This window comes from Leptothoe kymatousa TAU-MAC 1615 (assembly GCF_018739865.1).
GTDB classification, from domain to species: domain Bacteria; phylum Cyanobacteriota; class Cyanobacteriia; order Phormidesmidales; family Phormidesmidaceae; genus Leptothoe; species Leptothoe kymatousa.
Window position 1 is genome coordinate 205357 of record NZ_JADOER010000003.1, and the last position, 25202, is coordinate 230558.

At 50.4% G+C, this 25202-nt stretch carries 15 protein-coding genes, 1 tRNA gene and 1 pseudogene; 8 read left to right on the forward strand and 9 right to left on the reverse strand.

The window, feature by feature from the left end:
• The first annotated feature begins 412 nt into the window (after positions 1 to 412).
• A complete protein-coding gene (locus IXB28_RS02485; protein WP_215616969.1) occupies positions 413 to 2767 on the forward strand; it encodes an NACHT domain-containing protein in 2355 nt (784 codons plus the stop codon).
• Here the strand turns inward: IXB28_RS02485 and IXB28_RS02490 are convergent.
• Positions 2698 to 2991, reverse strand: coding sequence for a hypothetical protein (locus IXB28_RS02490; protein WP_215616970.1), 294 nt, complete (start codon positions 2989 to 2991; stop codon positions 2698 to 2700). The two genes, IXB28_RS02485 and IXB28_RS02490, sit on opposite strands and share 70 nt — an antisense overlap.
• A 77-nt stretch (positions 2992 to 3068) precedes the next feature.
• Between IXB28_RS02490 and IXB28_RS02495 the strand changes: the two genes are divergently transcribed.
• A tRNA-Ala gene (locus IXB28_RS02495) sits at positions 3069 to 3141 on the forward strand.
• A 116-nt stretch (positions 3142 to 3257) separates the two neighbouring features.
• Here the strand turns inward: IXB28_RS02495 and IXB28_RS02500 are convergent.
• The 3 genes and pseudogenes from IXB28_RS02500 to IXB28_RS02510 form a co-directional block, all read right to left on the reverse strand.
• Positions 3258 to 4415, reverse strand: a complete 1158-nt coding sequence (locus IXB28_RS02500) for a tetratricopeptide repeat protein (protein WP_215616971.1) — start codon at positions 4413 to 4415, stop codon at positions 3258 to 3260.
• 2079 nt (positions 4416 to 6494) lie between these two features.
• Positions 6495 to 8285: pseudogene (recJ, locus tag IXB28_RS16965) on the reverse strand (single-stranded-DNA-specific exonuclease RecJ); the annotation flags it as partial.
• 366 nt (positions 8286 to 8651) lie between these two features.
• The gene (locus IXB28_RS02510; RefSeq protein ID WP_215616972.1) at positions 8652 to 10097 is read right to left on the reverse strand and encodes a hypothetical protein; all 1446 of its coding nucleotides are present in this window, start codon (positions 10095 to 10097) and stop codon (positions 8652 to 8654) included.
• 220 nt (positions 10098 to 10317) lie between these two features.
• Between IXB28_RS02510 and IXB28_RS02515 the strand changes: the two genes are divergently transcribed.
• Both IXB28_RS02515 and IXB28_RS02520 read left to right on the forward strand, forming a co-directional pair.
• The gene (locus IXB28_RS02515; protein WP_215616973.1) at positions 10318 to 11208 is read left to right on the forward strand and encodes an alpha/beta fold hydrolase; all 891 of its coding nucleotides are present in this window, start codon (positions 10318 to 10320) and stop codon (positions 11206 to 11208) included.
• A gap of 299 nt (positions 11209 to 11507) precedes the next feature.
• Positions 11508 to 12188 carry a hypothetical protein gene (locus IXB28_RS02520; protein ID WP_215616974.1) on the forward strand — a complete coding sequence of 227 codons (681 nt, stop codon included), beginning with the start codon at positions 11508 to 11510 and terminating at the stop codon, positions 12186 to 12188.
• A gap of 200 nt (positions 12189 to 12388) precedes the next feature.
• On the opposite strand, the gene IXB28_RS02525 is transcribed toward IXB28_RS02520, so the two are convergent.
• On the reverse strand, positions 12389 to 12694 hold the full coding sequence (locus tag IXB28_RS02525) for a hypothetical protein (protein WP_215616975.1): 306 nt from the start codon (positions 12692 to 12694) through the stop codon (positions 12389 to 12391).
• 254 nt (positions 12695 to 12948) lie between these two features.
• Entirely contained in the window at positions 12949 to 13125 is a 177-nt protein-coding gene (locus IXB28_RS02530) for a hypothetical protein (protein WP_215616976.1), read from the reverse strand.
• Positions 13126 to 13541: 416 nt separating this feature from the next.
• Here IXB28_RS02530 and IXB28_RS02535 point away from each other — a divergent pair, with 416 nt between their 5' ends.
• Positions 13542 to 14093 carry a Uma2 family endonuclease gene (locus tag IXB28_RS02535; RefSeq protein WP_215616977.1) on the forward strand — a complete coding sequence of 184 codons (552 nt, stop codon included), beginning with the start codon at positions 13542 to 13544 and terminating at the stop codon, positions 14091 to 14093.
• 286 nt (positions 14094 to 14379) lie between these two features.
• Here the strand turns inward: IXB28_RS02535 and IXB28_RS02540 are convergent, their stop codons facing one another.
• Positions 14380 to 15555: a transposase gene (locus IXB28_RS02540; protein ID WP_246559585.1), complete on the reverse strand. Its 1176-nt coding sequence runs from the start codon at positions 15553 to 15555 to the stop codon at positions 14380 to 14382.
• A gap of 195 nt (positions 15556 to 15750) precedes the next feature.
• Here IXB28_RS02540 and IXB28_RS16970 point away from each other — a divergent pair, with 195 nt between their 5' ends.
• Positions 15751 to 15930: a DUF3134 family protein gene (locus tag IXB28_RS16970; RefSeq protein WP_215616978.1), complete on the forward strand. Its 180-nt coding sequence runs from the start codon at positions 15751 to 15753 to the stop codon at positions 15928 to 15930.
• 1041 nt (positions 15931 to 16971) lie between these two features.
• Positions 16972 to 18288 carry a M23 family metallopeptidase gene (locus IXB28_RS16460; protein WP_246559586.1) on the forward strand — a complete coding sequence of 439 codons (1317 nt, stop codon included), beginning with the start codon at positions 16972 to 16974 and terminating at the stop codon, positions 18286 to 18288.
• Between the two features lie 82 nt (positions 18289 to 18370).
• Here IXB28_RS16460 and IXB28_RS02560 read toward each other — a convergent pair whose 3' ends face one another.
• Both IXB28_RS02560 and IXB28_RS02565 read right to left on the reverse strand, forming a co-directional pair.
• Positions 18371 to 18817, reverse strand: a complete 447-nt coding sequence (locus tag IXB28_RS02560) for a hypothetical protein (protein WP_215616980.1) — start codon at positions 18815 to 18817, stop codon at positions 18371 to 18373.
• A gap of 24 nt (positions 18818 to 18841) precedes the next feature.
• Complete coding sequence (locus IXB28_RS02565; RefSeq protein WP_215616990.1) at positions 18842 to 20269, reverse strand: MATE family efflux transporter; 1428 nt, start codon at positions 20267 to 20269, stop codon at positions 18842 to 18844.
• A gap of 335 nt (positions 20270 to 20604) precedes the next feature.
• Here IXB28_RS02565 and IXB28_RS02570 point away from each other — a divergent pair, with 335 nt between their 5' ends.
• A complete protein-coding gene (locus tag IXB28_RS02570) occupies positions 20605 to 23799 on the forward strand; it encodes an AAA family ATPase (protein ID WP_215616981.1) in 3195 nt (1064 codons plus the stop codon).
• Positions 23800 to 25202 lie beyond the last annotated feature (1403 nt).

Sequence of the window (25202 nt, forward strand, 5' to 3'; positions counted from 1 at the left end):
AGAATTAAACAGGTATATGAAGTGAATCATTGCTCTAGCCAATTAATATCAATACAGGGATTCAGGCGTCTAGAGGTCACACTACCCCTTGCTACACCTGGCATATATCGCAATGATTTTCAGGAACTTTACTCTCTTCAAAGATTACATAATTTACTACTTACCTACCTGTTGACTTTCCCTTACATCCGCTTACATACCTAAGGCAGATCGAGAAAATACCCACCAGCAAGGCATTTACAGCCCCAAAACCTAGTCAAGACCTGAATCAGGAATCCCGAAGCCCCATGTGTAGCATCCACGGCCTAAAGCCGTAGATTGTCTCAAAAAAGACCAACATTTACCCAGGTCCATGGCACTTTAAAACAAATATTGATGTTATAACGGACTTGAGTCGTCCAGGTTCCTGAACATGCCCTCTATCCCCCGAGACTATCTTGAAAAAGTAGCCCATCAAAAACGCTTAACCTCATTTCAAAAAGAAGCATTTGTAGAACGGCTAGCTAATATAGATCTCTCAGACTTAGTTATAGCGAAGATACTGAATATCTCAAGAGACCGATATAGTTCACGGATGACCCAGGTCTACAAAAAGTTTAATGTCCCCTCTGGCAACATTCCAGGAAAATCCAAACTTCTCTTTTTTGAGGTACTGGACATGTACCGAAAAGAAAACCCAGATGCCGAGAATGCTTCGCCACAAATCATTAAAACCATTGACGAGTTTGTGCATGACGCCCAAAACAAGACCCAAAACCTCATAAAGGGTCGATGTGGCAAGATGCAAATCCTCGACATGAATGAGCCCATCGAGGTAAAAGAGATTTTCACAGAAGTTAAAATCACCGATCAAATTGCCTCTAAAAGACGCATCGAATTAAAAGAGCTCGTCGCAAAATATGAACACCGTGAACAGACAAGCAAATCAAAATTCACCATATCGAGACTCTTTGATGGAGATAAGATCTCAGGGGTACAACTCATAGAAAAGTATCCAAAACTGATGCTTTTGGGTAGGCCCGGAGCTGGCAAAACTACATTTTTAAAGTATGTAGCCACGCTCACCAACCGATCAGAGGTTGTGCCAGATCATCTACCCGTTTTTATCGCCCTAAAAGACTTCCAAGAGAAAGATGCCCACATTGATCTGAGAACCCATATCGAAAATGAGCTCAGCCTCTTTGAAGTTAACAAGGAACTTTTCAACAAATTACTAAAAGAGTCGAGGGTCTTATTTTTATTTGATGGCTTAGACGAAGTGCGCAAAAAACACTTTAGCCGAGTCGTCAGACAAATTCGAGAGCTGTCCCAACTCTTTAGCAACAACCGATTTATCATCACATGTCGCCTCGCTGCCAGTGAGTATAAATTTGAAGATTTCTTAGAAGTGGAAGTCTGTGAGTTTACGAAAAGTCAGATTAGTCTTTTTGCCAAAAATTGGTTTGCGGCAAAAGGGTCAACCCTGAAAACAGAAAAATTTTTAACCTGTTTGGATAACGATCCAGAAATTAGCGAGCTAGCCACCAATCCACTACTTTTAACGTTGCTATGCCTGGTATTTGAAGAGTCAGGGGAGTTTCCCCACAACCAAGTGGAGCTATATCAAGAAGGCTTAGATATTTTCTTGAGGAAATGGGATGTGACTCGAGAAATTGAAAGACCTGAAACCTATAGAAAACTGTCTAAAAATAAGAAAGAAGACTTATTGAGTAAAATCGCCTACGCCACCTTTGAGAAAGACAAAGGACTATTTAAAAAAGCAACCATCGAAGCAGAGATACGAGAGTATACAGAAAATCTTCTCAGATCGATTCGCGCCCCCGAAGAGGTAGACCCTGATTGCAGCTCCATCTTAAAGTCGATGGTCGCTCAGCATGGTTTGATTGTTGAAGTAGCAAAAGGCATCTACTCTTTCTCACACCGCACATTTCACGAATATTTTGTCGCACTAAAAATCGTCAAAACCTTAGACCCGCAAGAACAAATCAAAATACTAAAATCCTTAACCACTCACATTAATGACTATAGATGGCAGGAAGTCTTCATCCTGGTTTCATGCATGTTGCCCAACGCAGATTTTTTAATCAGGCTCATCAAGCGTGAAATCGACAAAATTGTTGAAGAAAACCAAAGGATTGGCACATTTATCCATTGGCTAACCGCCAAGTCTGCTTCTATAAAAAATCCTCAAAATCTCTCTAACTTCCATTCTATTTGCCAGGTTTTCTATTTTAATTTGGTTATCAATCAGAAGATTACCAAGCGTCAGAAGTTAAGTAAGGATTTTGTTATTGACTCCGAATTAATCCATACGCTTAACTATAGTGTTGTTGTTCAAAATAAAATTGCCCAGGCAGCTAGTTTATCAGCCCAAGACAAAATTGATGATGCTGAAAAGACACTACAACAAGAATATGAGCGACTACTGCGATACTTAAAAGAAAATCGTGACATTATATCGGAACCAGATATATTAGCAAAGTTCGATACCTTAGCCACATTACTGCCGACAACAATTCATATCCCAGATCCGTGGTGGCCTAATCATGGAGACCAGTGGATTCAGAGTTTAAGGGATTTGATTATTCGCCATAGAAATATTGGCCATGATTGGGGTTTTACCAGTACTGAATTAAATGCGCTCAAAGAGTACTACACGGTCAACAAGCTATTGTCCCGTTGTCTCCAGGGTGATTGCTATGTCAGCAGGGAAGTGCGTGAAGAAATTAATGTCAGCACCCTATTACCCATCGAAAAAAGCGCATAAACTGCCGTGTCTTTGATGGCAGCGTCTGTCATGAATAATGCATAAACTGCTGTGTCTTTGGTGGCAGTGGCTGTCATGAAAAGTGCATAAACTGCCGTGTCTTTGGTAACAGCGTCTGTCATGAATAATGCATAAACTGCCATATCTTTGATAGCAGCGTCTGTCATTTTCCAGCGGTTACCCGCCGCATCAGCCACCGCCGATATGGCAGCCATGGCTGCCATATCGGGTTTGCGATCGCACCGCCCAAAACCTAACCCTTGACGATAGTTCCTTAGCAAGAGATTATTATTGAAGACAAGGGGCTATAGCTCAGCTGGTAGAGCACCTGCATGGCATGCAGGGGGTCAGCGGTTCGAGCCCGCTTAGCTCCATAGTTTGAATAAAGGCAGCTAGTTTATGGAATTAGCTGCCTTTATTTATGGAAAAGGCCTGACAGCTAAAGGCCTAAAATCGAACGCTTTTAAGCAGCTCCCTGGGCCGCCCGTGCTTAACTCGATGACCCAAAGGAACTCAGTTCCAACTCTTCCAAATCATCACCCGCATCATCATTTTCTAGATCCTGCCAAATCGATTGCAGCAAGGGGTCCTCATAAGAGCGTTCATTATAGATATTAGGATCCAAAGACATGGCACGACGTAAATGCTCTAAGGCCCATGTATCTTGACCTAAGCGCGCATGGCACCGGGCTTGATGATAAAACGCCAGGGGCTGATCTGGCTCGATGGACAGCGACTTATCATAGGCTTCAATTGCCCGCTTATAGTCTTCCATTTTTTGCAGCGTCCAGCCCATAGCCAACCACGCCTGGTGGTTATAGGCCTGAAGCTTGAGAGACATGGTAAAGCTTTCTTCTGCGACGGTCAGCCGTTCTAAATCCAGCAGCACCAACCCACGCAGATGCCAAAATCGAAAGTTATCTGGCTCTAGATCAACAGCTTTATCCAGACTGGCCAATGCATCGTCTAATTTCCCTAGGGATTTGAGCGAGGCGGCCTGATAGCTCCAGGCACTGCCATTGTCGGGGGCCAGCCGCAGGGCGCAGTTTAGGGCTGCTCGGGCATCTTGGGGCTGATGGGTCTGCAACAAGGTGCGGCCCAAGATCATCCATAGCTGACTGTCGCCATCAAATAGCTCCACAGCCCTCCGAAAACTAAGGATGGCTTGGTCAACGCGATTTAACTGTAAAAGCGCTTTGCCGCGGTAGTACCAAATCTTATAGAAGTTAGGACGTAGCTGAATTGCCTGTTCATAACTCAAAATCGCTTCGTCATAGAGCGCCCTACGGTGCAGATTTTTGCTCTGGCGATATTGCGCTTTGAAATAATAGGGAGACTGCTTAAGTGCACGGTTGTAGCATCGGGACGCCTCGTCTAAGATGCCTAGCTTTTCCAGCACAGCGCCGTAGTTACACCAAACACGGTGCTCAGTCGACTTGAGAGACAGAGTATGGCGATAGCTTTCGGCCGCTTCTTCGTACCGACCGATATTAGCTAGGAGGTAGCTGCGATAGTTCCAGGCCTGGTAATGGTATGGATAGCGTTTAATGACGCGATCGCAGATCCTAAGCTCATCTCGATAACAATCGCTAGTTTCAGCAGACAAGCGACCATCATTACCAATATTAATAACTTGACCACTCACCATAGGACTCTGTGTCTTTACACGGCAAAAGCACGCAGAACAACGACTAACCTAGTTATACAAATCGTCAGCAGATAGGCAGGAAATCCACGGAATATTACTTCCCTACAGACAACGGCCAACCCTAAGCGCATATTGACTTATGTTCAGCCATAAGTCTGAGTATTGCCATCAGCCACTGTGTATCTTGACGCACAACTATAGGATCCCCGGTTGGCTGCGATATCCCTACACATGGCAGAGGCAAGTTCACTGAAATTATGAAATTCGCCCCCATATATCAAGGAAATACAGAATATTCCACAACGTCAAATTAATCACTGTGCTCACCTTCAAGATCGTCCCCACAGATCCAGCATTGATTGAGTCTGTTAAATATATCTTTCCCTTAAAGAATTACGGATGCAAACCGCAAATTATTAAACCTGTGGAAAACATGTGCAGGCTGTGGAAAAACCTGTGGAAAACGTGTGGAAAAATCTGGAGGAAGTTAAATCGGTGTAATGTACGTCAGCAATTTGTGGTAGAAAGATTAAGGCCTAAAAAGAGCTGGAAGTGCTCAGGACATTGAACTTCAAAAATTTCAGCTATTTTTAGATTTCCATCAATTCCTCGCTAGAAGAGGGGTCTGAGCCCTATGGAGTTATCCACAGGGTCTGTACTATGGCTAATTATTCTGAGGGCTTAACCTCCGTATATCTGACGAAATAAGCCCCGTCGGTTATCGCCCCCGACTACCAGCTGCCGCAGTAATTGGTAATGCCAGACATAGAGGAAACTATCGCTATTGGTAGCAATCTGGTGCAAGCAATGAATTTGGTCTAGGCTAGCCGCCGCTTGCTTCGCTTTTTCCCGAAAACAGGCAGCCATGGGATGCTCCCACTGCTCAAAAAATTCCACCAGCAAAGTACGGTCGCGATCGCTAGGTTCTACCGCCGCAGTAAAGGTGTAATACAGCTGCTTATCGGGCACTACCTGGGGCTCGCCCAGGGCGCTTTGCTTAAAGGTGCGCCACTTTTCTGCCAGCAATAGGGCCGGGATCAGGCCCAGGTGGTAGCCCCGTTGTGGTCCTAACTCCACCCCTGCCATCGTAGACACCCCTTCTAATCGGACAAAATCGTAGAGGTCCGCGAAAAAGGGAGCCATAACTTCCCGCTCCACCGCCAAACATAGCCGCATACCGGCTTCTGAATAATCGGCAATATCGGGATCTGTACCATTGGATTGCAGCATGTGCCCATAGCGATAGGCGGCACAAACATCTTTTTGGGAGTCGGCTTGAATACAGAACCACACGCTATCCCCCAACACCTGTCGCACTTCTTCCTTAATCGCCCCAGGGTCAGGCGGTGGGGTCTGACGGCGAGGGGGATGGGTCTGTAGCTGAACAATATGCGCTTCTTGATCTGCGATCGCAGCTTGCTGTTGTTGCAACTCTGTTTGCAGTGTCTGAAAAGCCGTTTGCTTCTCCTCAGATAGCTGGGTAATCTTATCTTCCAGCATCTGAATTTGCTGATTCAATTTAGCAATTTGGCTATCTTTTTCTACCAACAACTCATCTTTTTCCGCCAGCAGGTCGTCCTTATACATCAAAGCACTGGTCTTTTGCTTCAGTTCCAACGCATTCAAACCAGCCCGCAGCAAATTGAAATAGTGGCTATCGGACAAATCCACCACCTCCGGAGACGCGCCGGGCAGGTACAAAACACCGCGTCGCTGCACCAGTTGCACCACCAACAGCTGACCTTCCCCATTGCGAATCTTCAGTTCCTGGGAAGCATTCTCTTGATCTAGGGTGCTCACATAGCGGCGCTTGTCATAGAAAAATTCTGCATGGATACCAGGCCCCATCGCATCTGGCGGCAGGGGCGACGCTACTTCAGAGAGCTCAGATACGCCAGCCATTTGAGGCAAATCCGGCAAATCCGGCGATGCCTCCCGACCAGGGTCAGATACATCTGGCACAGCGGCCTCCGAGGTCTCCGGCAAGGGAGCGGGCTCAGCCACCGGGTGCATGGGCTGGGCCTCAGATACCACTGACCACGGCGGAATAGCCCCAGCGGTCAGGTCTGGCTGAGTGGGTTTCACCCCCAACAGTTCTAGCTCTATGGAACGCTGCCCCTGCCATTCATTGAGCCGAATTTTATAGGCAATATCCACCTGGTGCGGCAACGGATGATATTCGGCCCAGCGCCAGGCCAATGCCTTCATAGACGTTACCTGGTGCGTATCAGGATGGGTGTGGGAGAGGGTGAGCTTTAAGTGTTTGCGATCCTTCCCAATAATCTGTTGATCAACAACATTTACCATGGACGTCCAGAAAACTGGCTCATTATTTTGAATGCCACAGGGATGGAGATGATCAATTTGTTCATAAAGATCAAAATTAATATCTGCCAACTTCGCTTCCACATCAATTTTCACCAAAGGCTTAAGATACTCTGGCTGTAATTGTTGACACGCAAAATAACTCAGCCGAGAGATCACCTGGCGTAGATTTCTCGCGGCGAAGGTAAACCCCCCAGCAGCTCGGTGACCACCGTATTTCCCCAACAGATCGTCACAGGCCTGCAATGCCTCAAACACATTAAATTCAGGAATCCCCCTGGCAGAACCACGAATCTCTTTTTTCTCTTTATCTTCGTAGGTGCCAATAAACACAGGCACGCCATAGCGCTCTACCAGACGCGATGCCACAATGCCAATCACCCCATGGTGCCAATCGGGCTGCACCACCACCAGCACCCGCGCTTGTTGCAAATTTAGCTTGCCCTGGGTCTGTTGTTCTTCGCACCAGGCCACCGCCTGGGTCTCAATCAACTCACACATCCGCTGGCGCAATGTATTGGTCTCTTCACACTGCATTGCACGCTGTAGCGCCACCCCCACATCTTCCGTGGTGAGCATGTCAATAACAACTTGCGGATCGCCAATCCGACCAATGGCATTAATTCTTGGCCCCAACCGAAAACCAATCGCCTCTGGCTTAAGGGCTTTTTTGCCCTGATCTAGCCCTGCCACCTCAATCAGGGCCTGAATACCGGGGATGCGAGACCTCGGCAACAACTGCAAACCCCGACGTACCCACCGACGATTCACACCGACCAGGGGGGCCAAATCGGCAATGGTGCCGAGGGTAAACAACTCTAACGAAGACGCCGTGAGATCTTGAGCACGGCTCAGGGCCTGGGCTAAGCACACCGCTAAAATATACGCCACCCCCACCCCCGCCACCCCGTAATAGGGAGATGTAGTGGGCAACAGTTTAGGATTTAAAATCGCCTGGGCCGGGGGAAGTTTCGGCGGCAGATCGTGGTGGTCGGTAATAATCACCGTTAACCCCAGCTCCACGGCCCGAGCCACCGGTTCATAGGCAGCAATGCCGTTATCTACCGTTAGGATCAGCCCCACCCCATCAGCATGAAAATCTTCCACAATGCGACAGTTGATGCCATAGCCTTCCTGCATACGGCTCGGAATCGCATAGTGGGCATCGGCTCCTAAGTGCCACAGAGCACGCAGCAGCAGGGCCGTACTGGTCATACCGTCGGCGTCGTAGTCACCACAAACGGCGATCTTTTGGCCTTGCTCAATGGCCCGTCGCAACAGCTCCACACTGCGGGGTAAATCGGGAAACTCATCCAAAGGAGACGGCAGCTGCTGGGTTTCTGGGTCCAGATACAGCCATGCCTGTTCGGGCGTTTGGATTCCACGATTGATCAACACCTGAGCAATCAGAGGCGATAGCTGGGTCACCGTAGCCATTCGCTGGGACTGCTGCACCTGGGGCGGAAAAATGTGCCACCGCTGTCGGGGAATCTGCGCAGCGACAGACCCATAGGGAGTAGTGGATGTGGCAGCAGTCTCAGTCAAAGCAGGAAGCAGAACGTAAGAAATTAAGTCTTAGATTAAGTCAATTTTCCAAAATGACAAGGGGCAACAGCGAATTGAAACCGGTTCGGTAAATTCCTGAGTCCCTGCATTGCCACCATTAGGGGAGAAGTCAACCCAAAGCGGAACGATGTCCCCAGGGAAGGTCGGGAGCCGGAAGTGGGGAGCCGGACGCAGGGAGCCGGAAATCGGGAGTCGGAAGTCAGAACCCCTCACATTTCAGAAGTCCGACTTCAAAATTCCGACTTTCGCCCTAGTTAAGAATTCTCGGCTTTCCTTGATCCTCCTTCCTTGATCCCCTTAGACGCCCTCTCAATATAGTGCATTTGATCTAATGATAATCAGTAATTATCGACCGACTAATTTTGCTGGAGTAGGTCGCGATTTTTGAGTGGCACTGTACAGACGATAGGTATTATCACGGCGAGTTTCGACATCATCCACGGCAATGCGTTCCACATAGTTGACCTTGACTTCTTCGAGAAAGTCATTGATCAACCCTTGCAACTCATTAAGCGTATTACCCTGCTGTAGTTCTTCTCGAAAGTGATGGCCAAAGCTCTCCACTAGTTTCCCCATCAGAGCTGCGCCCTTTTCGTCGGAGAGCGCTTGCCGCAGGCTCCCGTACAGATTTTTTGATACTTCTGCGGAAATTTGATGGGTAATTTGCTCAGAGATATTGGTGAACCCTGGCAGGATTTTTAACCCTTGATAGGCGGGCGCCTGGGATAGGGCACCGGTGAAGGTATGGCTGAGTACATCATCCACTTCCGGTTTAATTTCGGGCAAAATTTTATCCACTAGAATCTCACTCAGCCGCTGGGCAATGGTTTGAACCTCATCCACATCATTGAGGTCAATGTAATTTTCGTTACCTGAGGTGAGTTCAAAGACCCAGCGACTGATTTGACCTTCTTTAATTAGATTCTGCGACTGATCGATTAAACGCAAAAAGACGACTTCTGTGAGTTCTACTGCAAACTGACTAATCAAGATGCGGTTAATGCGACCTTGAATGGGATCTAAATGGGATAGTTGAGCTTGATTGGAACGCACCACCACTGGCACGACTCGCAACCAGCGCCAGAATGGCAGGAATAATGGCACATCATAAATACGCCACAGCATGGCATCAAACCAGGTGGTATTTTCGTGGCGGCGGCTGAGGAAATAGGTACGGGCTAAAAATTCAAAGCCAAAGAGGGCGATAAACGGTAGGTCAATCAGCCAAAATCGATCCTTTGGTAAACCATTAAAGCCAATGCCTCGCCAGTAGTTGGTTTCGATTTTGGGTCGAATTTGCTGTTCAAAAAAGTCGATTTCATCGGCCCAGCCCTTTTGTAGATAGGCGGGACTCCAAAAGGTACGAAAGGCATCTTTTGATGAGTTATCTTGCTCGGTGCGATCGCGCATTTCCTTTTTAATGCGCTCCAAAGTCCCCGACTTATTGGCTACCGCAAAGGGATTTTCATCAATGAGGTCAATGCTGCTGGACCGTAAATTGGCCAGCTGCCGTTGCGCGCTGCGGGAGTCTAACCCTTCACTTTCCAGCGTGTCCTTCAGGGCATCCACATCAGCCAAATAGGTGGCCGTCACTCGGTGCTCTTCGATGCCTTTGAAGGTTTGACCGTACCAGGTGGTCGGTGTCGGCAGCACCGTAAAGTAAACATCACGAAAGCGAATATAGCTGAGGTCAAAGGCAACCAGGATGAGGTTAGCGGTTGCGATCGCAACCATCAAACGCTCAAACCATAGCTGAAACGTACGACGACGGGTAGATCGAGAAAAAGCCATAGCGGGGCAACACAGCACACAAACACCATCACAGCCAAGTTAAGCCCAGAAGCATTTTCGACGGAAAAGCATCAGCACCCAACAAGCGTATACCCAGCCTAGCGGCCCATCGCAGCAAGGATGCGTAAGCCACGATAGACTTAAACATGTCACGAAACATTACTTAACAAACACCTGGGTGGGCCATCCACTCTTAAAACCACGTCCTTTGAATTTACCCATGACCATCGCAGCTACTCCCGCCATCGGCAACACCTGGACTTGGCGAGACTTCACCGTCTACTACGTCCGTGCAGGGGAATCCCACAGCGATCGCCCACCGTTGCTCATGGTGCATGGGTTCGGAGCATCCACCGACCATTGGTCTAAAAATATTGCCGAACTCCAGCAAGATTTTGAAGTGTGGGCCATCGACCTAATCGGGTTTGGTCGCTCCTCCAAACCCTCTGGCGGCTACAGTTCTGACCTATGGCGCGACCAGCTCAGCGACTTTATTGAGCACGTCATTGGCCGCCCCGCAGTGATTGCAGGCAATTCGATTGGTGGCTATAGCTGCCTATTTACAGCAGCGACTCGCCCCCAGTGGGTCCAAGGGGCAGTGTTGCTCAACGGCGTCGGCTCATTTAAGGATCAAATGCCGACGCAGGCACCCAGTCCCTGGAAAAAGGCCATGGGTGACCTAATTAAAAACATTATCCTCAGTCCAATTCCCAGCTGGTTTGTTTTCCAGTTTGTAAAAAAGAAGTCTTATATTCGCAAGACGCTAAAACAGGTATATGTCAATCAGGATGCCGTTACCGAAGAACTGATTGAGAACATTTATCGTCCAGCCACTGACCCCGAAGCGCCCGCTGCGTTCGCGGCCTTATTCAAAGCTCCCAGGGGCGAGCGCGTAGATGTCCTGTTGTCGCAGTTAGAAAGACCGTTGTTGTTGCTGTGGGGCACCAAGGACCCTTGGATGAACTGTGAACAGCGCAGCGAGTTATTTAGAAAGTATTACAGCGATATTGAAGAGCATTTTTTAGAAGCGGGCCATTGTCCCCATGACGATCGCCCCGAACTCGTCAATCCCCGCATCAAAAATTGGGTGCTTGAAACCGTTTTGCCATAGATAAGCAAATAGATAAGCAAAATGGTTGCCTAAATTCAGGTGCGCAGCCAAGCCCCCCTTAGGCTGCCAAAGCTTTACCAAGCTCCCCAGGCACAGCGCAAAAAGGCAAAAAACGAGTTTGCCCAGCAGCTGCCCCAGTCATACCGACATCCCCCCAGCCAGCCGCATCGCCTCTACAAAGACGGGATGCCAGCATTTACAATGGATTCAGGGAACCTAATCAATTTCACAAAATCAATCAATATCCACCAGCGCGTTCATCCACCGTAATCGTCGAAGGCCCAAGGAAAATAGAGTCAATGGCACAGAACTGGAAGCAACCATTATCGACATTACGGGACATCATCCTCACTAGCTGCATCAAGCTAGGGCTGATGCCATGGATTACATGGTTAATCCGCAGACACATCCAGCGCAACACAGCTAGCCTACCCCCACAGCCAGCCCCCAGTACCACCTCCGAGGGCGGCACCATTCAAGACCATGGCACTGGCTCCACCTGGTATGCCTGGTTCAATGATAATATCGACGATTTCTATACCGCCGACCCGGCAGAAGCAGCCCAGCCGCTAGACCCGACCGACCTAGTTAACTCACTGCTCAACAATCAAGTTACCCTTTGGCACCATCCCGAATTTGCCCCCTGGCTCGTCGCCTTAACCGAACCCGCTTTTTACCAATGGCCAGCTGAAATCCCATTGGGGGATGAACTCACCCAACCGCAACAGGTCAGTTCACCGGCCACACAACAACAGCTCGCCAAAGCTTTGCGCAGTTTGCCACCGGAACTCATCCATAATATTCACATCCAAGAATTGGTGTTGATGTACCTCGGCGCAGGTTATGACCTATTAGAACAACTTTCAACCACACCCTTGGCGACGGCAACAAAACAAGAGCGGGCAAAACGCCATCAAGAACGGTACGAAAAAGACACAACCCCTGGGAATGCAGAAATAGAATGGCCACAATCGGAGTAAAGAGATACTGGCCCAGCCGATAGATACATGGCAGTCATGACAAAGCCTCCAACCAAGGGCTAGAGGTCTTGGCAATGCGTATTAGGGAAAAGGAAAGATTGGTTTTCCCATAAAGAGAAAAGGGTGCCCTGGGAATGAAGCTTCACCGATAAACGGAGATGGCAAAAGACACCCAAACCTAACTGAACAACAAGTTTGCTTTAGCGCACCACAGCCTTGCTGCGAACATCCAAGCCATTGAGTCGCTCGGACTGAATATCTTCAACAGCTTTGTTACGAATATCCAACCCTGACAGACGAGTAGATTGAATATCTTCAACAGCTTTCGACTGATTGTTCAGGTGCTCAATGCGTAGCTTGTGAACAGTATTTTTATTGCGACGGTCAAAGGATTCTAAGCGAGTTTCTTGAAAAGATAGTGTAGTGGGTTCGATGGCGGCAGCCACAGGTGCGATCGCAGCAGCAGCAACAAGAACCGTTAAAGCGGAAAGCAGTGTGCGTTTCATGGTTAAAGCTCCTTCAAGACTCAGTGCATAACCTTCATTGATTACAAGCATGCCGCCCTGACCTGAACGGCATCTGACCCGCACCTGAAACTTGATTAAGGGCTTTCTGAGAATAACTGAGTCTAGCCAGTGATCTAGATCACCCTAGAAGAATGGACACAAGATATAGCGCAAGACGGCGCCCGCATCATGGAAGCAACAGACAGCAGCGACTATGCCCCTCGACTAATGGAATGGTAATCAAAGCCGCCGCTCTAATAGTCGTAATCATAATCATCCGCACCAGACTGCAACGCCTCTAATTTATCCCGCAGCAACTCAAACGGAATTGATTGTATCTCCATCCCCCTAGCACCATAAGCATCACAGGCAATGGTTAGGGCATCCATTAATCGCTGCAGTTCCGCATCAGTCACTTCAATTGTGATCATCGAAATTTTCACCCCTATGTAATACCAACAGCAAAAAGCGCTGAAGTTGATAACAACTTCAGCGCTTTTCAATACCCCCAGGGGAATTCGAAGATTCGACAGCTTCCCCCAGAACACTGATTATCAGTTGCTTTGGGCCATGAGCTTAAAGCCATGCCTAAAATTTAGCCTAATTCCCGCCCAGGCAATTCCTATGTATAGAAACATAAAGGGCTCAAAACTCACCGGTTTCCTGGGCGGAATTGAGCAGGTTTGAACTTTGCACGGACGGTAGCCTATCTATTACTGTAATGCCCGAGGCCACATAGATTCGGTCAATGGCCTTGGCCCTTTGTGGAAGGGGCAATTTATCTGCAGGTAAATTTGCCATACTAAATCTACTGATACATCAGCCGTTTTCCCGTGGGGGGCCTGCTATGACCGTCACCACTTACAAATGGACTATCGACCGTTATCACCAGGCCATTCAAGCTGGTGTATTTGACGATCAGCCGGTTGAGCTATTACGCGGAGAGCTGATCATTATGCCGCCAGAGGGTGAACCTCATGCTTATTACAACCGAGAAGCGGGGGACTACCTGCGGGCCTTACTGGGCACTTGGGCAAAAGTGAGTGAAGCTCATCCCATCACCCTCAGCGACGATTCTGAGCCAATCCCCGACCTGGCGATCATCAAACCGTTGGGGCCTGTTTATTTAGACCATCACCCCTATCCCGGCGATATCCACTGGCTTATAGAATTTTCTAACGCTACCCTGACCAAGGACCTGACCACCAAGAAAAGTGCCTACGCCACATCGGGCATCCAGGAATATTGGGTGGTCAATTTGAAAGATAAGCAGCTCCATATTTTCAAAAATTTGCAGGATGGGGAATATACCTCGGAAAACGTGCAGAAGGCTGGCACCATCTCGCCAATCGCGTTTCAGGATGTCGAAATTCAGGTCAATCGTCTGATGACTCCATAAAGTGCTTATCTGGCCCATGGATAAGCATCATTTATTTATCAGGGGGTGCCGATCTCGCAGCAGCCCACGAAGCCCACTATCTAGCTCTATCCACCAGCGCTCTAACTTGAAAGCCGACAATCTTTCGCTTGCTAGCCCCGTTGCTTACGGTTGACTCATCCACAACAGCATTAAAAGAAAAAACGGGCCTAGCGATGCTGAGACCCGTTTTTAATTTGAGATTATCTTGGCGTAAGAATACCCTATTCGAATTGAAAATCTTTCTCTCAGTTAGAAATAGGCTAACTCAGATCTTGCACCATTCTTGATAAGCCCAGTCAGGCAATGAGTGAATACCAATCTCAAACCCAAACTGGGCTGCGATATCAGCGCTATTTTGGAGATAGTTGAGTAGCGCAAACCAATAGACAGAGGGGACTAGCTTCTTGCGAGCAATCTGACAGGAGACTTTCCAATCAAGATCAGGAAACCAGGCCCATCGGTCCATCCAATGCGCTAACAGATAAGCAATCAGTGACAGGATTAGCCATCGATAGACGCCTAATTTGGTCCCTTGACCAAAACAGTGCAATCCAAATTGATGCTTAGCGGTTTTGAAAAATCCCTCAATGGCCCAGCGTTTGCGGCCTAAGCGAATAAGGTAGGTCCCTGAATACGGATAGGTGGAGACAACAAAGCGTAACTCCCGTTTACCCTCCGCACGTTTGAGCCAAAACCAGGATAGGGTCACCGGGTAATCGATATCGGTTAATCGGACCTGCAGTCCCCGCTTGGCTTGGCGATAGAGGTCTTTAATCGAGCGACCATCTTTCAGGGTCCGATTCGCACGCATGCCGACCACCCCTCGCCAAGACCGTTTTCGAACCGCGTTGAGAAACTCAACCGTGCCAAACTCCGTATCCCCTTGGACAATGACACATCGCCCCTGAACCAATCGCTTGGGCACGGTTGCGAGTAATTTACACGCTAACTGAACTGGACTGGGGTAGCCTTTGCCTCGCCATACCCGAAAGCTCCAGGGCACTCGCCACTCCCCCACGACTAGATACAGGATAACGACATGTAATCCCCGTTTAGCATTGAGTATGCGCACCCAAGGGTCAGGCTCATGAGCACTATCAGTTGGGGTACTCAGATGCTTAAACTTACCGCTCTTTTCTAAGGTCGTTAAGTCCACTAATAGTCGAATGGGAACACTCGGATGCGGCGGGTGCTTGGCAATCTGCCCCACAATAGCCTGACGGACGGCCCGAATCACCTGACGCGTTGACCACCCATAACGATTGAGAAATCGGCTTAATGAACTCGCTGATTTCACCGGGGTATGTTGGGGCAACGCATGGCCTTGTGTCTCTAAAAACAGACCTAGCAGAGCATTGAGACTCGCTTTTTGATACACACTGGGCATCAGTTCGCGCAGCGTATACACTAGCTCTTGGGCGTGTTGAAGAATCGTTTGCATAACCGGTTTTTCTGTTTGGTTACGCCCGTTTTTTCAAACTTTTGCCAATTTGGCAAGCCTTATTGAGAGTGGTGCAAGATCTCAGTAATCTCAGTATTATGGGAAATCAGAAGAGAAGATTCTGATGCAGAGAAATCGTACCTTTTTAGATAATTAGTTGCAGAGGTTACAGTAACTTGATTCATGGTGAGTAACATGACCACACGCTACAATCCTTCTATTAGTGAAGAGCCTCGATACCAGGTTACACAGCCTATTGATCGGAAAGCACAAGAATCAATTTTAGATTGGTTAGACCGTATGGGTCGGTTGTTACCACATGCAATAGATAACTCTCAAGTCGAGGCCATATCTAGAAAAGACAAAGGCCAATAAAGTGAGTTCGTAAACTGATTTTAAACAACTTGGAACGTCTTTAACGTCCACCGTCGTCGCTTGTCGGTTAAACGACGCAGCATCAAGCGAATCATCACCACATGCACAATCCCCTCATGGTTCTCTGGTAACATATTATAGTCTCGGCACAGATGTCTCGCTTTGTCTGACCAACAAAACGTTCGCTCAACCACCCACCGATGAGGGGCAGGGCCGAAACTCTCTCCTGACTTTATTGTTATTGTCCTCCTAAAATACAGCGATGAGCTTGGTCTAAGTTCTCTCTTAAGTCTTCCGTAAGGCTTGGTCAAAAACACTTTCCCGATTCTCACATCGGCCTCTAACACAGGCTCTAGAGTCACTACGACTGACTTCACATCGGCCATGTTAGCCGTACGAACCCAACAGTTCAACACCATGCCTAAGGTGTCAACTCCTGGCAGGCGAAAAACTACCCCCTAACTACGTCCCTCGTCTGGAGCCGTTTAATGCCGTCAAGAACATTCTATTAACCGGGACTCAATCTGAAACCAGTAGTCTGGTGGTCAGCGCCATCTATGGCCTTGGCGGCATTGGTAAGTCCGTCTTAGCGGTAGCCTTAGGCGCTGCCCCTGATATTCAGGCGCAATTCCCTGACGGTAGGCTATGGATTCCCCTCTGCCAACAGACCTGCTGCTCATGTGGGGCGTATCGACATCACACGCTCCAGTCAATCTGACTCTGACCACGCGATCGCACCACACCTGCCTGCATACCTCTGGGGAAAAACACAGAAAATAATAACGCCACTACCTGAAGCGTTAAATTGCGTACGGCACAAAACCATTTTTCAACAGGCGTGGGGCGAGATCCTTTAGCTGTGCGTACAGTCAAAGGCTGTGGGGGCGTGATTCGCGCCTCAGTAGCCTACAAAACAAGGATTTTATGCCACACTGGTATAGAAGTTTATGTGGCTAAGTTAGGCGCTTTTCCCTAAGAACAAAAGCTGTTGGGAAAGTTGGACACATTTAATACGGCATTCTACCAAGTACTGATTTCGCCATGGCTGCTTCTGATAATACGTTTGTTCGAATAGCTCAAAAGTCGTTTTCCCACGGGGCGCCGTTGTTAAAGGTGAGCGCGTTTGCTGCGGCTGGTTTGTTAGGAACCCAAGCCGTTTTAGCGCAGACCGACGGTGCCCCCATTGAATTAGCTATTCCAAGTGTTGAAGCGCCAGAGCCAACCCCAGTCGTAGAAGCGCCTGCCCCAATTGTGGCACCGCCGCCCGTGGTAATTGAGCCGACCACACCGGTAACGCCCACCGATGTTGTGCCCAGTTCCATTCAATCGGAAGCTCCCGAGCCTGCCGCTGTGGACTACGGAGCCGTATTTGTAGAACCCTCCGCCCAGCAGCTACCCCCTACGTTAGACTCCCTAAAAGGTGAGCTGCCTGGGGGTGACGCATCTCAGGTGCCTGCGCAGGTGCCTGCGGTGGAGTTTATATCTCCAGTGGATTATGGCAGTGCTCAGGTCGATCCGACGGACTATAACGTCGGTGCAACCATGCCAGATGTGGTGATTTCGGAGCGCAGCAGCGGCTGTCAGTTTTCGGTGAGTTCTGGTAGTTCGGTGGCCCAGGCGGGCTGTGGACAATTGGCTGCCCCCATTGGCAATGGGGCAAGCGTGGCGCCGGCGCCAGCGCAGCAGAATGTGGCTGAGGCGGTGATGAATATTCCCGGTGTGCAGAAGATAGCCGGGCTTACAACTGCTGCTAGCCGTGACTATTATAATGAAGCGGCTAAAACGGTGGTGAACCTACAGCTGGGTGAAAAATTTATTTTTCCCCTAACCATGCCCGCCCCTTTGACATCCCTATTTGGCTGGCGCATGCATCCAATTTTTGGTGCCCAACGGTTCCATACGGGCACAGATATTGGGGCGCCGTTGGGGACGCCTGTGGTGGCGACCCAGGCCGGTCGTGTGGAGCTAGCCGATGCGACTGGGGGCTATGGCCTGATGGTGGTGCTGCGCCACCATGACGATACGTTGGAAAGTCGCTATGCCCACCTGGCGCGATTGTTGGTGCGGGCAGGGGAGTGGGTAGAACAGGGGGAAGTTATTGGTTTGGTTGGCAGCACAGGGAACTCCACGGGGCCCCACCTGCATTTTGAGCTACGTCAGCGGACTGACAGCGGCTGGGCGGTGCTGAATCCTGACGCGTTGGTTGAGCAAACCTTGGGAACGTTGACTGCGGCCTTAGGCAATTCGGCGGCTGTCCTTGCCAGCAAACCCATTGTGCCATCGCCTAAGGTTTCTAAAGATGGGGCCTCTCAGGATAGTGGGGCGCCGTTCCGTCCGGCTCAACCCCTGGCAAACTAGGCGGGGCCTGCCTGGCCTAGGGGATGGGGATTAATTATCTCCTAGACCAGTTTAGACATTGCTAAAAGCTACTTTTGGTGGCTTAGAAAACAAAGACATTGCCATTGGATTCAATAATAATATTGCTGACATCGGCGGCCAGGTTAAGGGTTGGACTAATGACGATGTCGAGGGTATTGGTGTCTTCGTCGAGTTCTAGTGTGGCCCGCAGAAGCCCTTGGCCCAGCTGTCGATCTTTTTGGCTGTCTTGATAGAAAAATGTCAGGGTGGTGGGAATACGCAGACTTTGTAAGGTGGCATCTTGGCCCGAAGTTAAAACGCGGGGCTGGGTATCCCCTAGGGCTTCGTAGGTGATGGCTGCAGGGGTTTGATTTTCTACACGGAGGGTAATATTTGCTTCGCTGACGGGGATCGTCATGATGGGGAGCGGTGTGGTGACCTGTTGGGCTTGCAATGGCCGGTGGTTATTAACGGCAACGGCAATAGCAATCAACCACAGGGGCAACAAGATCCAGGATTTAGTTTGCATGGGGCTTTCCTTCAGGACATATCATCAATGTTTTGATTTTATCGCTGTAGTTGGGACTATTTCCATAGACGTTGCTGAAAATATGGAGGTTTCACGACCGCCGATGAGTTGATAAAGCCGCCAGCTAAAGAGGATGGTGACGGTTGCGATCGCAACCGACTGACCAATCCAAAGGCCTCGACTGCCCATGCCTAGGGTAAAACCAAGACCATAGGCCACCGACAAACCCACCCCCCAAAAACCCACCACATTGAGCACCATCGGTATCCGGGTATCCTGGGCCCCCTGGAGGGCGCCAGATACCGACTTCTGCACACCATCCAGCACCATCGTGATCGCCGCAATGGTTAATAGGGGCATGGCCAGGGCAACAATGGCTTCATTTTCTGGACTATTAACATCTAAATAGAGGCCAATGATCTGTTTTGGAAAAAACAAAAAAGCCAGGGACCCGGCAAACATGGCCACGGAAGTAAGCCCGATGCTCACCCCAGTCGCCTGTTGCATCCCCATCAGGTCTCGTTTGCCCAGCCATTGTCCCACCCGCACCGTAGTGGCAAAAGAAATCCCCAAAGGCACCATAAAAAAGACAACAATAGTTTGTAGTACGACCTGATGTGCGGCCAGGGCATCCGTGCCCAAACGCCCCATCAACAGCATAATTGTCATAAAAAATCCCGATTCTAGGCCCGAGAAAATGCCGATGGGTGCCCCAACCCAGAGCAACTGCCTTAAAATCTTCCACCGGGGCCCATAGAACGATTGAAAAATGCCATAAGCCCTGATCACCGGGTTACCCAAGACATATAGCCCCAATGCCCCAAACATGCCCCACCAGGTTAGCGTTGTGGCCAGGGCTAGCCCCGATAGCCCCAGGGTGGGCAGGCCCAGCTTGCCAAACCCCAAAAGATAGTTGCCAACAATATTAAACCCAGTGCCCACAACAATGGTGACCATAATCGGCCGAGCCTGGGAAAGGGCGGACACCGTAGACCGCAGGGCGGTGAATCCGGCCATGGGCAAAAAGCTCCATAGAATAATATCCAGGTATGTGTCCGCTAGCTCCACCACAATGGGAGCCTGGCCACTGCGCAACATCCACCCACCTAATCGGCTGGTGAACAGCATGGCCGGAATTGCCACCAAAACGGCTAGCCATAGGCCCTGGCGAGCAACTTGCCGAATGCGGTGGGGTTGGTTGGCGCCAAAAGCTTCCGCCACCAACGGGCTCACCCCCATGACCACCCCGGTGAAGAGGGTCATAATGACAATATAAATAATGGCCGCCAGCCCCCCCGCCGCCAGCACTTCTGGCCCCATGCGGCCCATCATAATGGTATCCACAAATCCGGTGGCAGACTGAGCCACCTGGGCGCTGGTAAGGGGAATGGCTAACTTCAAAAACTCGTGGATCTCTTGGCGCAGAGAACACCTGAGTTGGGGAATGGTCATAGGTAGATGCGGTTGTGTGTCATCCCCCACTGTAAGCAATTGAGGCAGGCGGCAGTATCGATGGCGGTGGGCGGTAGTATCGATGGCGGTGATGGGGGATGGTTGACCCTGGGGAGTGGGGGTTAGCACAAACACCAAAACGATTGCACTTTATGGGCTTGACAGGCTTGGTTTCTATCAGCACATGGCACTTTATGGGCTTGACAGGCTTGGTTTCTATCAGCACACTGGGGTGAAATAACCTGCCGAGACCGTCGATAGCGGCCCTGGGGGCCATATTTTCGATAAGATTGGCAAATTTTCGAGTCTGAACGTTGAGCCCAAGGGTTTAAAGGATGGAGCAGCAAAAGACAATTCTATTTGTGGCGTCCAGTCCTAGCAATTCGACCCGCGATCGCTTAGATGCAGAAGTCCGCAACATACAGGAAGGATTAACCCTATCTAAATATCGCGATCGCTTCATATTCAAAACAATTTGGGCCACCACCCCCAAAGACCTACAGCGCGCCATCCTCAACCTAGAGCCCGCCATTGTACACTTCTCGGGCCATGGCGATGATGGCACGGGCCTGAGCCTGGAGGATGGCCAGGGGCAGGCAAAACCCGTCACCGCAGAAGCCCTGTCCAAGTTATTTCAGCTATTTCAAGACTGTGTGGAATGCGTGGTGCTCAACGCCTGCTATTCCCAGGTACAGGCCGAGGCCATCGCCCAGCATATTCCCTACACCATCGGCATGGATCAGGCAATCGGGGAGAAGGCGGCCATTGAGTTTGCGGTGGGTTTTTATGATGGATTGGGGGCAGGGCGGGATATTGAGTTTGCCTTTAAGTTGGCCCGTAATCGGATCGATCTGGAGAGTCTGCCGGGTAGTTTGGTGCCGGTGCTGTTAGGGGCGGGGCAGGTGGCTGGGGCTGAACTTTCGAGCCGACCGCAGACGGCCATAACCCAGCAAGCTGCACCAGAAATTGCCATTGCCCATTTGCCATCTGCCGTTACCCACTTCATGGGTCGAGACAAAGAGCTGGCACAACTCGACCAAGCCTGGGACGATCCCAATACGCCGCTGATCAGCTTGGTGGCCTTTGGCGGTGTCGGCAAAAGTGCGCTGGTGGCCGCCTGGCTGGAGCGGCTACGGAAGGATAAATGGCGGGGTGCCCAGTATGTATTGGGCCATTCGTTCTATAGCCAGGGTTCACGGGAGGATGCCCAGGTATCGGCGGCGGATTTTATTGATCGAGCCCTGCGGTTTTTGGGTGACCCAACCCCGGAGGCAGGGTCGGCCTGGGATAAGGGGGAACGGCTGGCACGGCTGATGCGCAAAACCAAGACGCTGCTGGTTTTGGATGGTATGGAGCCGATGCAGTGGGGTGCGGATTCGGTGGAGGTGGGTCGCATTAAGGATCAGGGACTGGCGGCACTGGTGCGGGAGCTGGCGGTGGATAATAATGCCGGGCTGTGTGTGATTACAACGCGGCAGGCGGTGGCGGATATGCCAACGGCGGCGAAGATTGACCTGGAGGCATTGTCGGATCGGGCGGGGGCATCGCTGCTGCGGGCGTTGGGGGTGAATGGGCTGCAGCCAGAGCTGGAGGCAGCGTCGCGGCAGGTGCAGGGCCATGGGTTGGCGCTGCGGTTGTTGGGCACTTACCTGAAGAAGGTTTGTAATGGGGATGTGCGCCGCATGGGTGAGGTGGACCTGTCGCGGGTGGACCAGCGGTTGGGGGGCCATGCCCATCGGCTGGTGGAAAAATATGAGCGCTGGTTGGGCGATGGGGTAGAGCTATCGATTTTGCGGCTGTTGGGGCTGTTTGATCGACCGGCTGAGAGGGACTGTTTGGCGGCGGTGTGTGCGGCTCCGGCGATTCCGGGGTTGACGGATGCCCTGGTGGAGTTGACGGTGGAGGATTGCCAATGGGCGGTTTCGAATCTGATTGACTATGGGTTGCTAAGTCCTGAAACATTAGCTGATCAGGGGATGCAGCCTGTTGCTAAGTCTCAGTTTTCGATTCTTAATTGCCTGGATGCCCATCCGTTGATTCGGGAGTATTTTGCCACTCAGCTGGCTGGCCAATATTCGGAGGCTACAAAAGAAGCCCATCGTCGTCTCTATGAGCATTTAAAGCAGGTGGCTCCGGAATTGCCGGACACCTTGCAAGGGATGATGCCGCTTTATCATGCGATGGGCCATGGGGGGAAAGCGGGGCTGTGGCAAGAAGCTTTAGACGATGTTTTTTATGCTCGAATTGAGCGACAAGGTGGGGGCTTCAGCAGAAAGAAACTGGGCGCAATGGGTACTGATTTAGCGGCTTTAACAGTTTTGTTTGAAGTGCCGTTTAGCCATCCAAATCCAAATTTAACAGAACAGACACAAGCTTATGTGTTGAGTAGTGCCAGCTTTCGCTTGCGAGCGTTGGGACGATTAGCTGAGGCTACCCAGCCAATGCAAGTAGGATTAGAGCGAGAAGTTGCTAGAAATGATTGGAAAAATGCTGCTGTAACAGCTTCCAACCTTAGCGAGCTGTACCTGACGCTGGGGGATGTGGCGGCGGCGGTGCAGGTGGGGGAGCAGGCGGTGGAGCTAAGCGATCGCAGCGGCGATTCCTTTCATCGAATGGCTAATCGGACAACACTGGCGGATGCCCTGCACCAGGCGGCTCGTCTGCAGTCTGCCCATGGGGCCTTCCGCGAGGCCGAGACCCTCCAGGCTGAGGGGCAGCCTGAGTATCCGCTGCTCTACTCGACGCAGGGATTCTGTTACTGTGATTTGTTGCTGGAGCGGGGGCTGCTGGAGCCAGGGGAAGCGGTTGCCAGCCATCGGCTGGAGCAGCCGTCAGCAGAGACTGGGGCAAGCAGCGGTGAGGTGTCATCCTGGTTGGCGCGCTGTGGTGAAGTTCGTGAGCGGGCTGAGTATGCCTTAGAAGAAGCTAATGACAAGGATTTCCTCTTAGATGCGGGATTAGACAACATCTCTCTAGGACGGACCTATTTTCTAGAAGCAACTCTTAGACACAAGAATCCAGTTGAATCTATCTCATCAGACGATCTCACGATACTTCTACAGCAGGCTACCCATCACCTTAACCAAAGTGTCTCACTGCTGCGTCAGGCTGGAGCACAAGAATTTATTACCAGGGGGCTCTTGGCTCGGGCCGCACTGTGGCGAGTGAGTTCACAAGTGACAATTGATCATCCGCCTTTGCCCCCAGCCGACTACCTGGAAAACGCCCATCGCGATCTCACCGAAGCCGAACAAATCGCCGGGCGTAGCCATATGCTGATCTTCCAAATCGAAGCGGCTCTGGAACGCTGTCGCCTAGCGCTGGCTGTGGATGACAAAACTCAAGCCCGCAGTAAGCTGGATGAGGCCAAGGCATTGGTAAAACAAACGGAGCGGCCCTATGTGCCCCATGTGCCCACCTGGGATGGATGGGAGCCGCCGGAGTATGTGGGGTTGTTGAAGGAAGGGGAAATGGTTGGGTATTATCGGCGGAATGGGGAGATTGCGGAGTTGGCAGGGGAGATTGGTTAGGGGTGATCGATCCCGTGTAGGGGCGGTGCATGCACCGCCCCTACACGGATGGGATATCTCGTTTTGCCTACAACAACCAATCAAAATCCTGCAGAAAAAGTCTTTTTTAGCATAAAGCAGTCAAACAACAATCCTTGGATCACCCAGATCTTGCACCAAGTCGGTTTTGAGCCTTAACCCCACATTGGATTCAAAATCCAACGCTAATTGAGGGCTGTCCACTAAAGGGGCAAGATTGGATTAAAAGCTCTATATTTAGAGCTTTCAGGGATCCCCTAACCCCTTGTCGAAATAATCACCATAGTCCTCGCCGTAACCCCCTAATATATGCAATGCTCGATAACCTAGTACGTTGGGTCTTAGAGCGGCGTTCCGGCCCTAACCAGGGGTAACCCAATTGGCCTAGCGGGGATAATTGGACTACTTCCGGAAGGGAATACGGAGGGACCCCAAGCAGCCGGTTTTGCCATCAACCAACACCTTAAAATTAACCAACACCTTAAAACAGCCCCGAAATTATCGGTCAATAAAGCCAAGGAACGCTCAGGGCTTGCCCCCCTGAAACCCCCTGATTCGTGGGGGCCTAAACTCCCCCACACCCCCCGAAAGAAGGTCTCCACAATAGCCAAGAAAGAGGGTACGGCGGGGTCCATTGACCAGGCATCCCACAAGCATTTATGACTACTTTGTTGCCTGTAACATCAAGGTCAGAATAATCACCATAGTCCTCACCGTAACCTCCTCATTTATGCAATGCTCGATAACCTAGTACGGTGGGTTGTAGGGCAGCGTTCTGGCCCTGCCCAGGGGGTTTGGGGAACACGGAGGGACCCCAAGCAGCCGGTTTTGCCATCAACCAACACCTTAAAATTAACCAACACCTTAAAATTAACCAACACCTTAAAACGACCTCAAAATTATCGGTCAATAAAGCCAAGGAACGCTCAGGGCTTGCCCCCCTGAAACTCCCTGATTCGTGGGGGCCTAAACTCCCCCACACCCCCCGAACAAAAGTTTCCCTAATAGCCAAGAAGGGGGGTACGGCGGGGTCCATGGACTAGGTGATCCATAAGCATTGGAAAATACTTGGTTGCTTGTAACATCAAGGTCGAAATAATCACCATAGTCCTCGCCGTAACTCCCTAATATATGCAACTAGCGATACCCTGGTACGTTGGGTTGTAGGGCGGCGTTTCCGGCCCTGCCCAGGGGAAACCCAGTTGGCCTAGTGGGGATAATTGGACTACTTCCGGAAGGGAACACGGAGGGACCCCAAGCAGCCGGTTTTGCCATCAACCAACACGCTTGAATACGCTCAAAATTATCGGTCAATAAAGCCAAGGAACGCTCAGGGCTTGCCCCCCTGAAACCCCCTGATTCGTGGGGGCCTAAACTCCCCCCCA

Excerpts from the sequence above, each read along its gene's own strand:
- IXB28_RS02485 (WP_215616969.1), top strand. The coding sequence starts at position 413 with ATGCCCTCTATCCCCCGAGACTATCTTGAAAAAGTAGCCCATCAAAAA.
- IXB28_RS02490 (WP_215616970.1), bottom strand. The coding sequence starts at position 2,991 with ATGGCAGCCATGGCTGCCATATCGGCGGTGGCTGATGCGGCGGGTAAC.
- IXB28_RS02500 (WP_215616971.1), bottom strand. The coding sequence starts at position 4,415 with ATGGTGAGTGGTCAAGTTATTAATATTGGTAATGATGGTCGCTTGTCT.
- IXB28_RS02510 (WP_215616972.1), bottom strand. The coding sequence starts at position 10,097 with ATGGCTTTTTCTCGATCTACCCGTCGTCGTACGTTTCAGCTATGGTTT.
- IXB28_RS02515 (WP_215616973.1), top strand. The coding sequence starts at position 10,318 with ATGACCATCGCAGCTACTCCCGCCATCGGCAACACCTGGACTTGGCGA.
- IXB28_RS02520 (WP_215616974.1), top strand. The coding sequence starts at position 11,508 with ATGGCACAGAACTGGAAGCAACCATTATCGACATTACGGGACATCATC.
- IXB28_RS02525 (WP_215616975.1), bottom strand. The coding sequence starts at position 12,694 with ATGAAACGCACACTGCTTTCCGCTTTAACGGTTCTTGTTGCTGCTGCT.
- IXB28_RS02530 (WP_215616976.1), bottom strand. The coding sequence starts at position 13,125 with ATGATCACAATTGAAGTGACTGATGCGGAACTGCAGCGATTAATGGAT.
- IXB28_RS02535 (WP_215616977.1), top strand. The coding sequence starts at position 13,542 with ATGACCGTCACCACTTACAAATGGACTATCGACCGTTATCACCAGGCC.
- IXB28_RS02540 (WP_246559585.1), bottom strand. The coding sequence starts at position 15,555 with ATGCAAACGATTCTTCAACACGCCCAAGAGCTAGTGTATACGCTGCGC.
- IXB28_RS16970 (WP_215616978.1), top strand. The coding sequence starts at position 15,751 with ATGACCACACGCTACAATCCTTCTATTAGTGAAGAGCCTCGATACCAG.
- IXB28_RS16460 (WP_246559586.1), top strand. The coding sequence starts at position 16,972 with ATGGCTGCTTCTGATAATACGTTTGTTCGAATAGCTCAAAAGTCGTTT.
- IXB28_RS02560 (WP_215616980.1), bottom strand. The coding sequence starts at position 18,817 with ATGCAAACTAAATCCTGGATCTTGTTGCCCCTGTGGTTGATTGCTATT.
- IXB28_RS02565 (WP_215616990.1), bottom strand. The coding sequence starts at position 20,269 with ATGACCATTCCCCAACTCAGGTGTTCTCTGCGCCAAGAGATCCACGAG.
- IXB28_RS02570 (WP_215616981.1), top strand. The coding sequence starts at position 20,605 with ATGGAGCAGCAAAAGACAATTCTATTTGTGGCGTCCAGTCCTAGCAAT.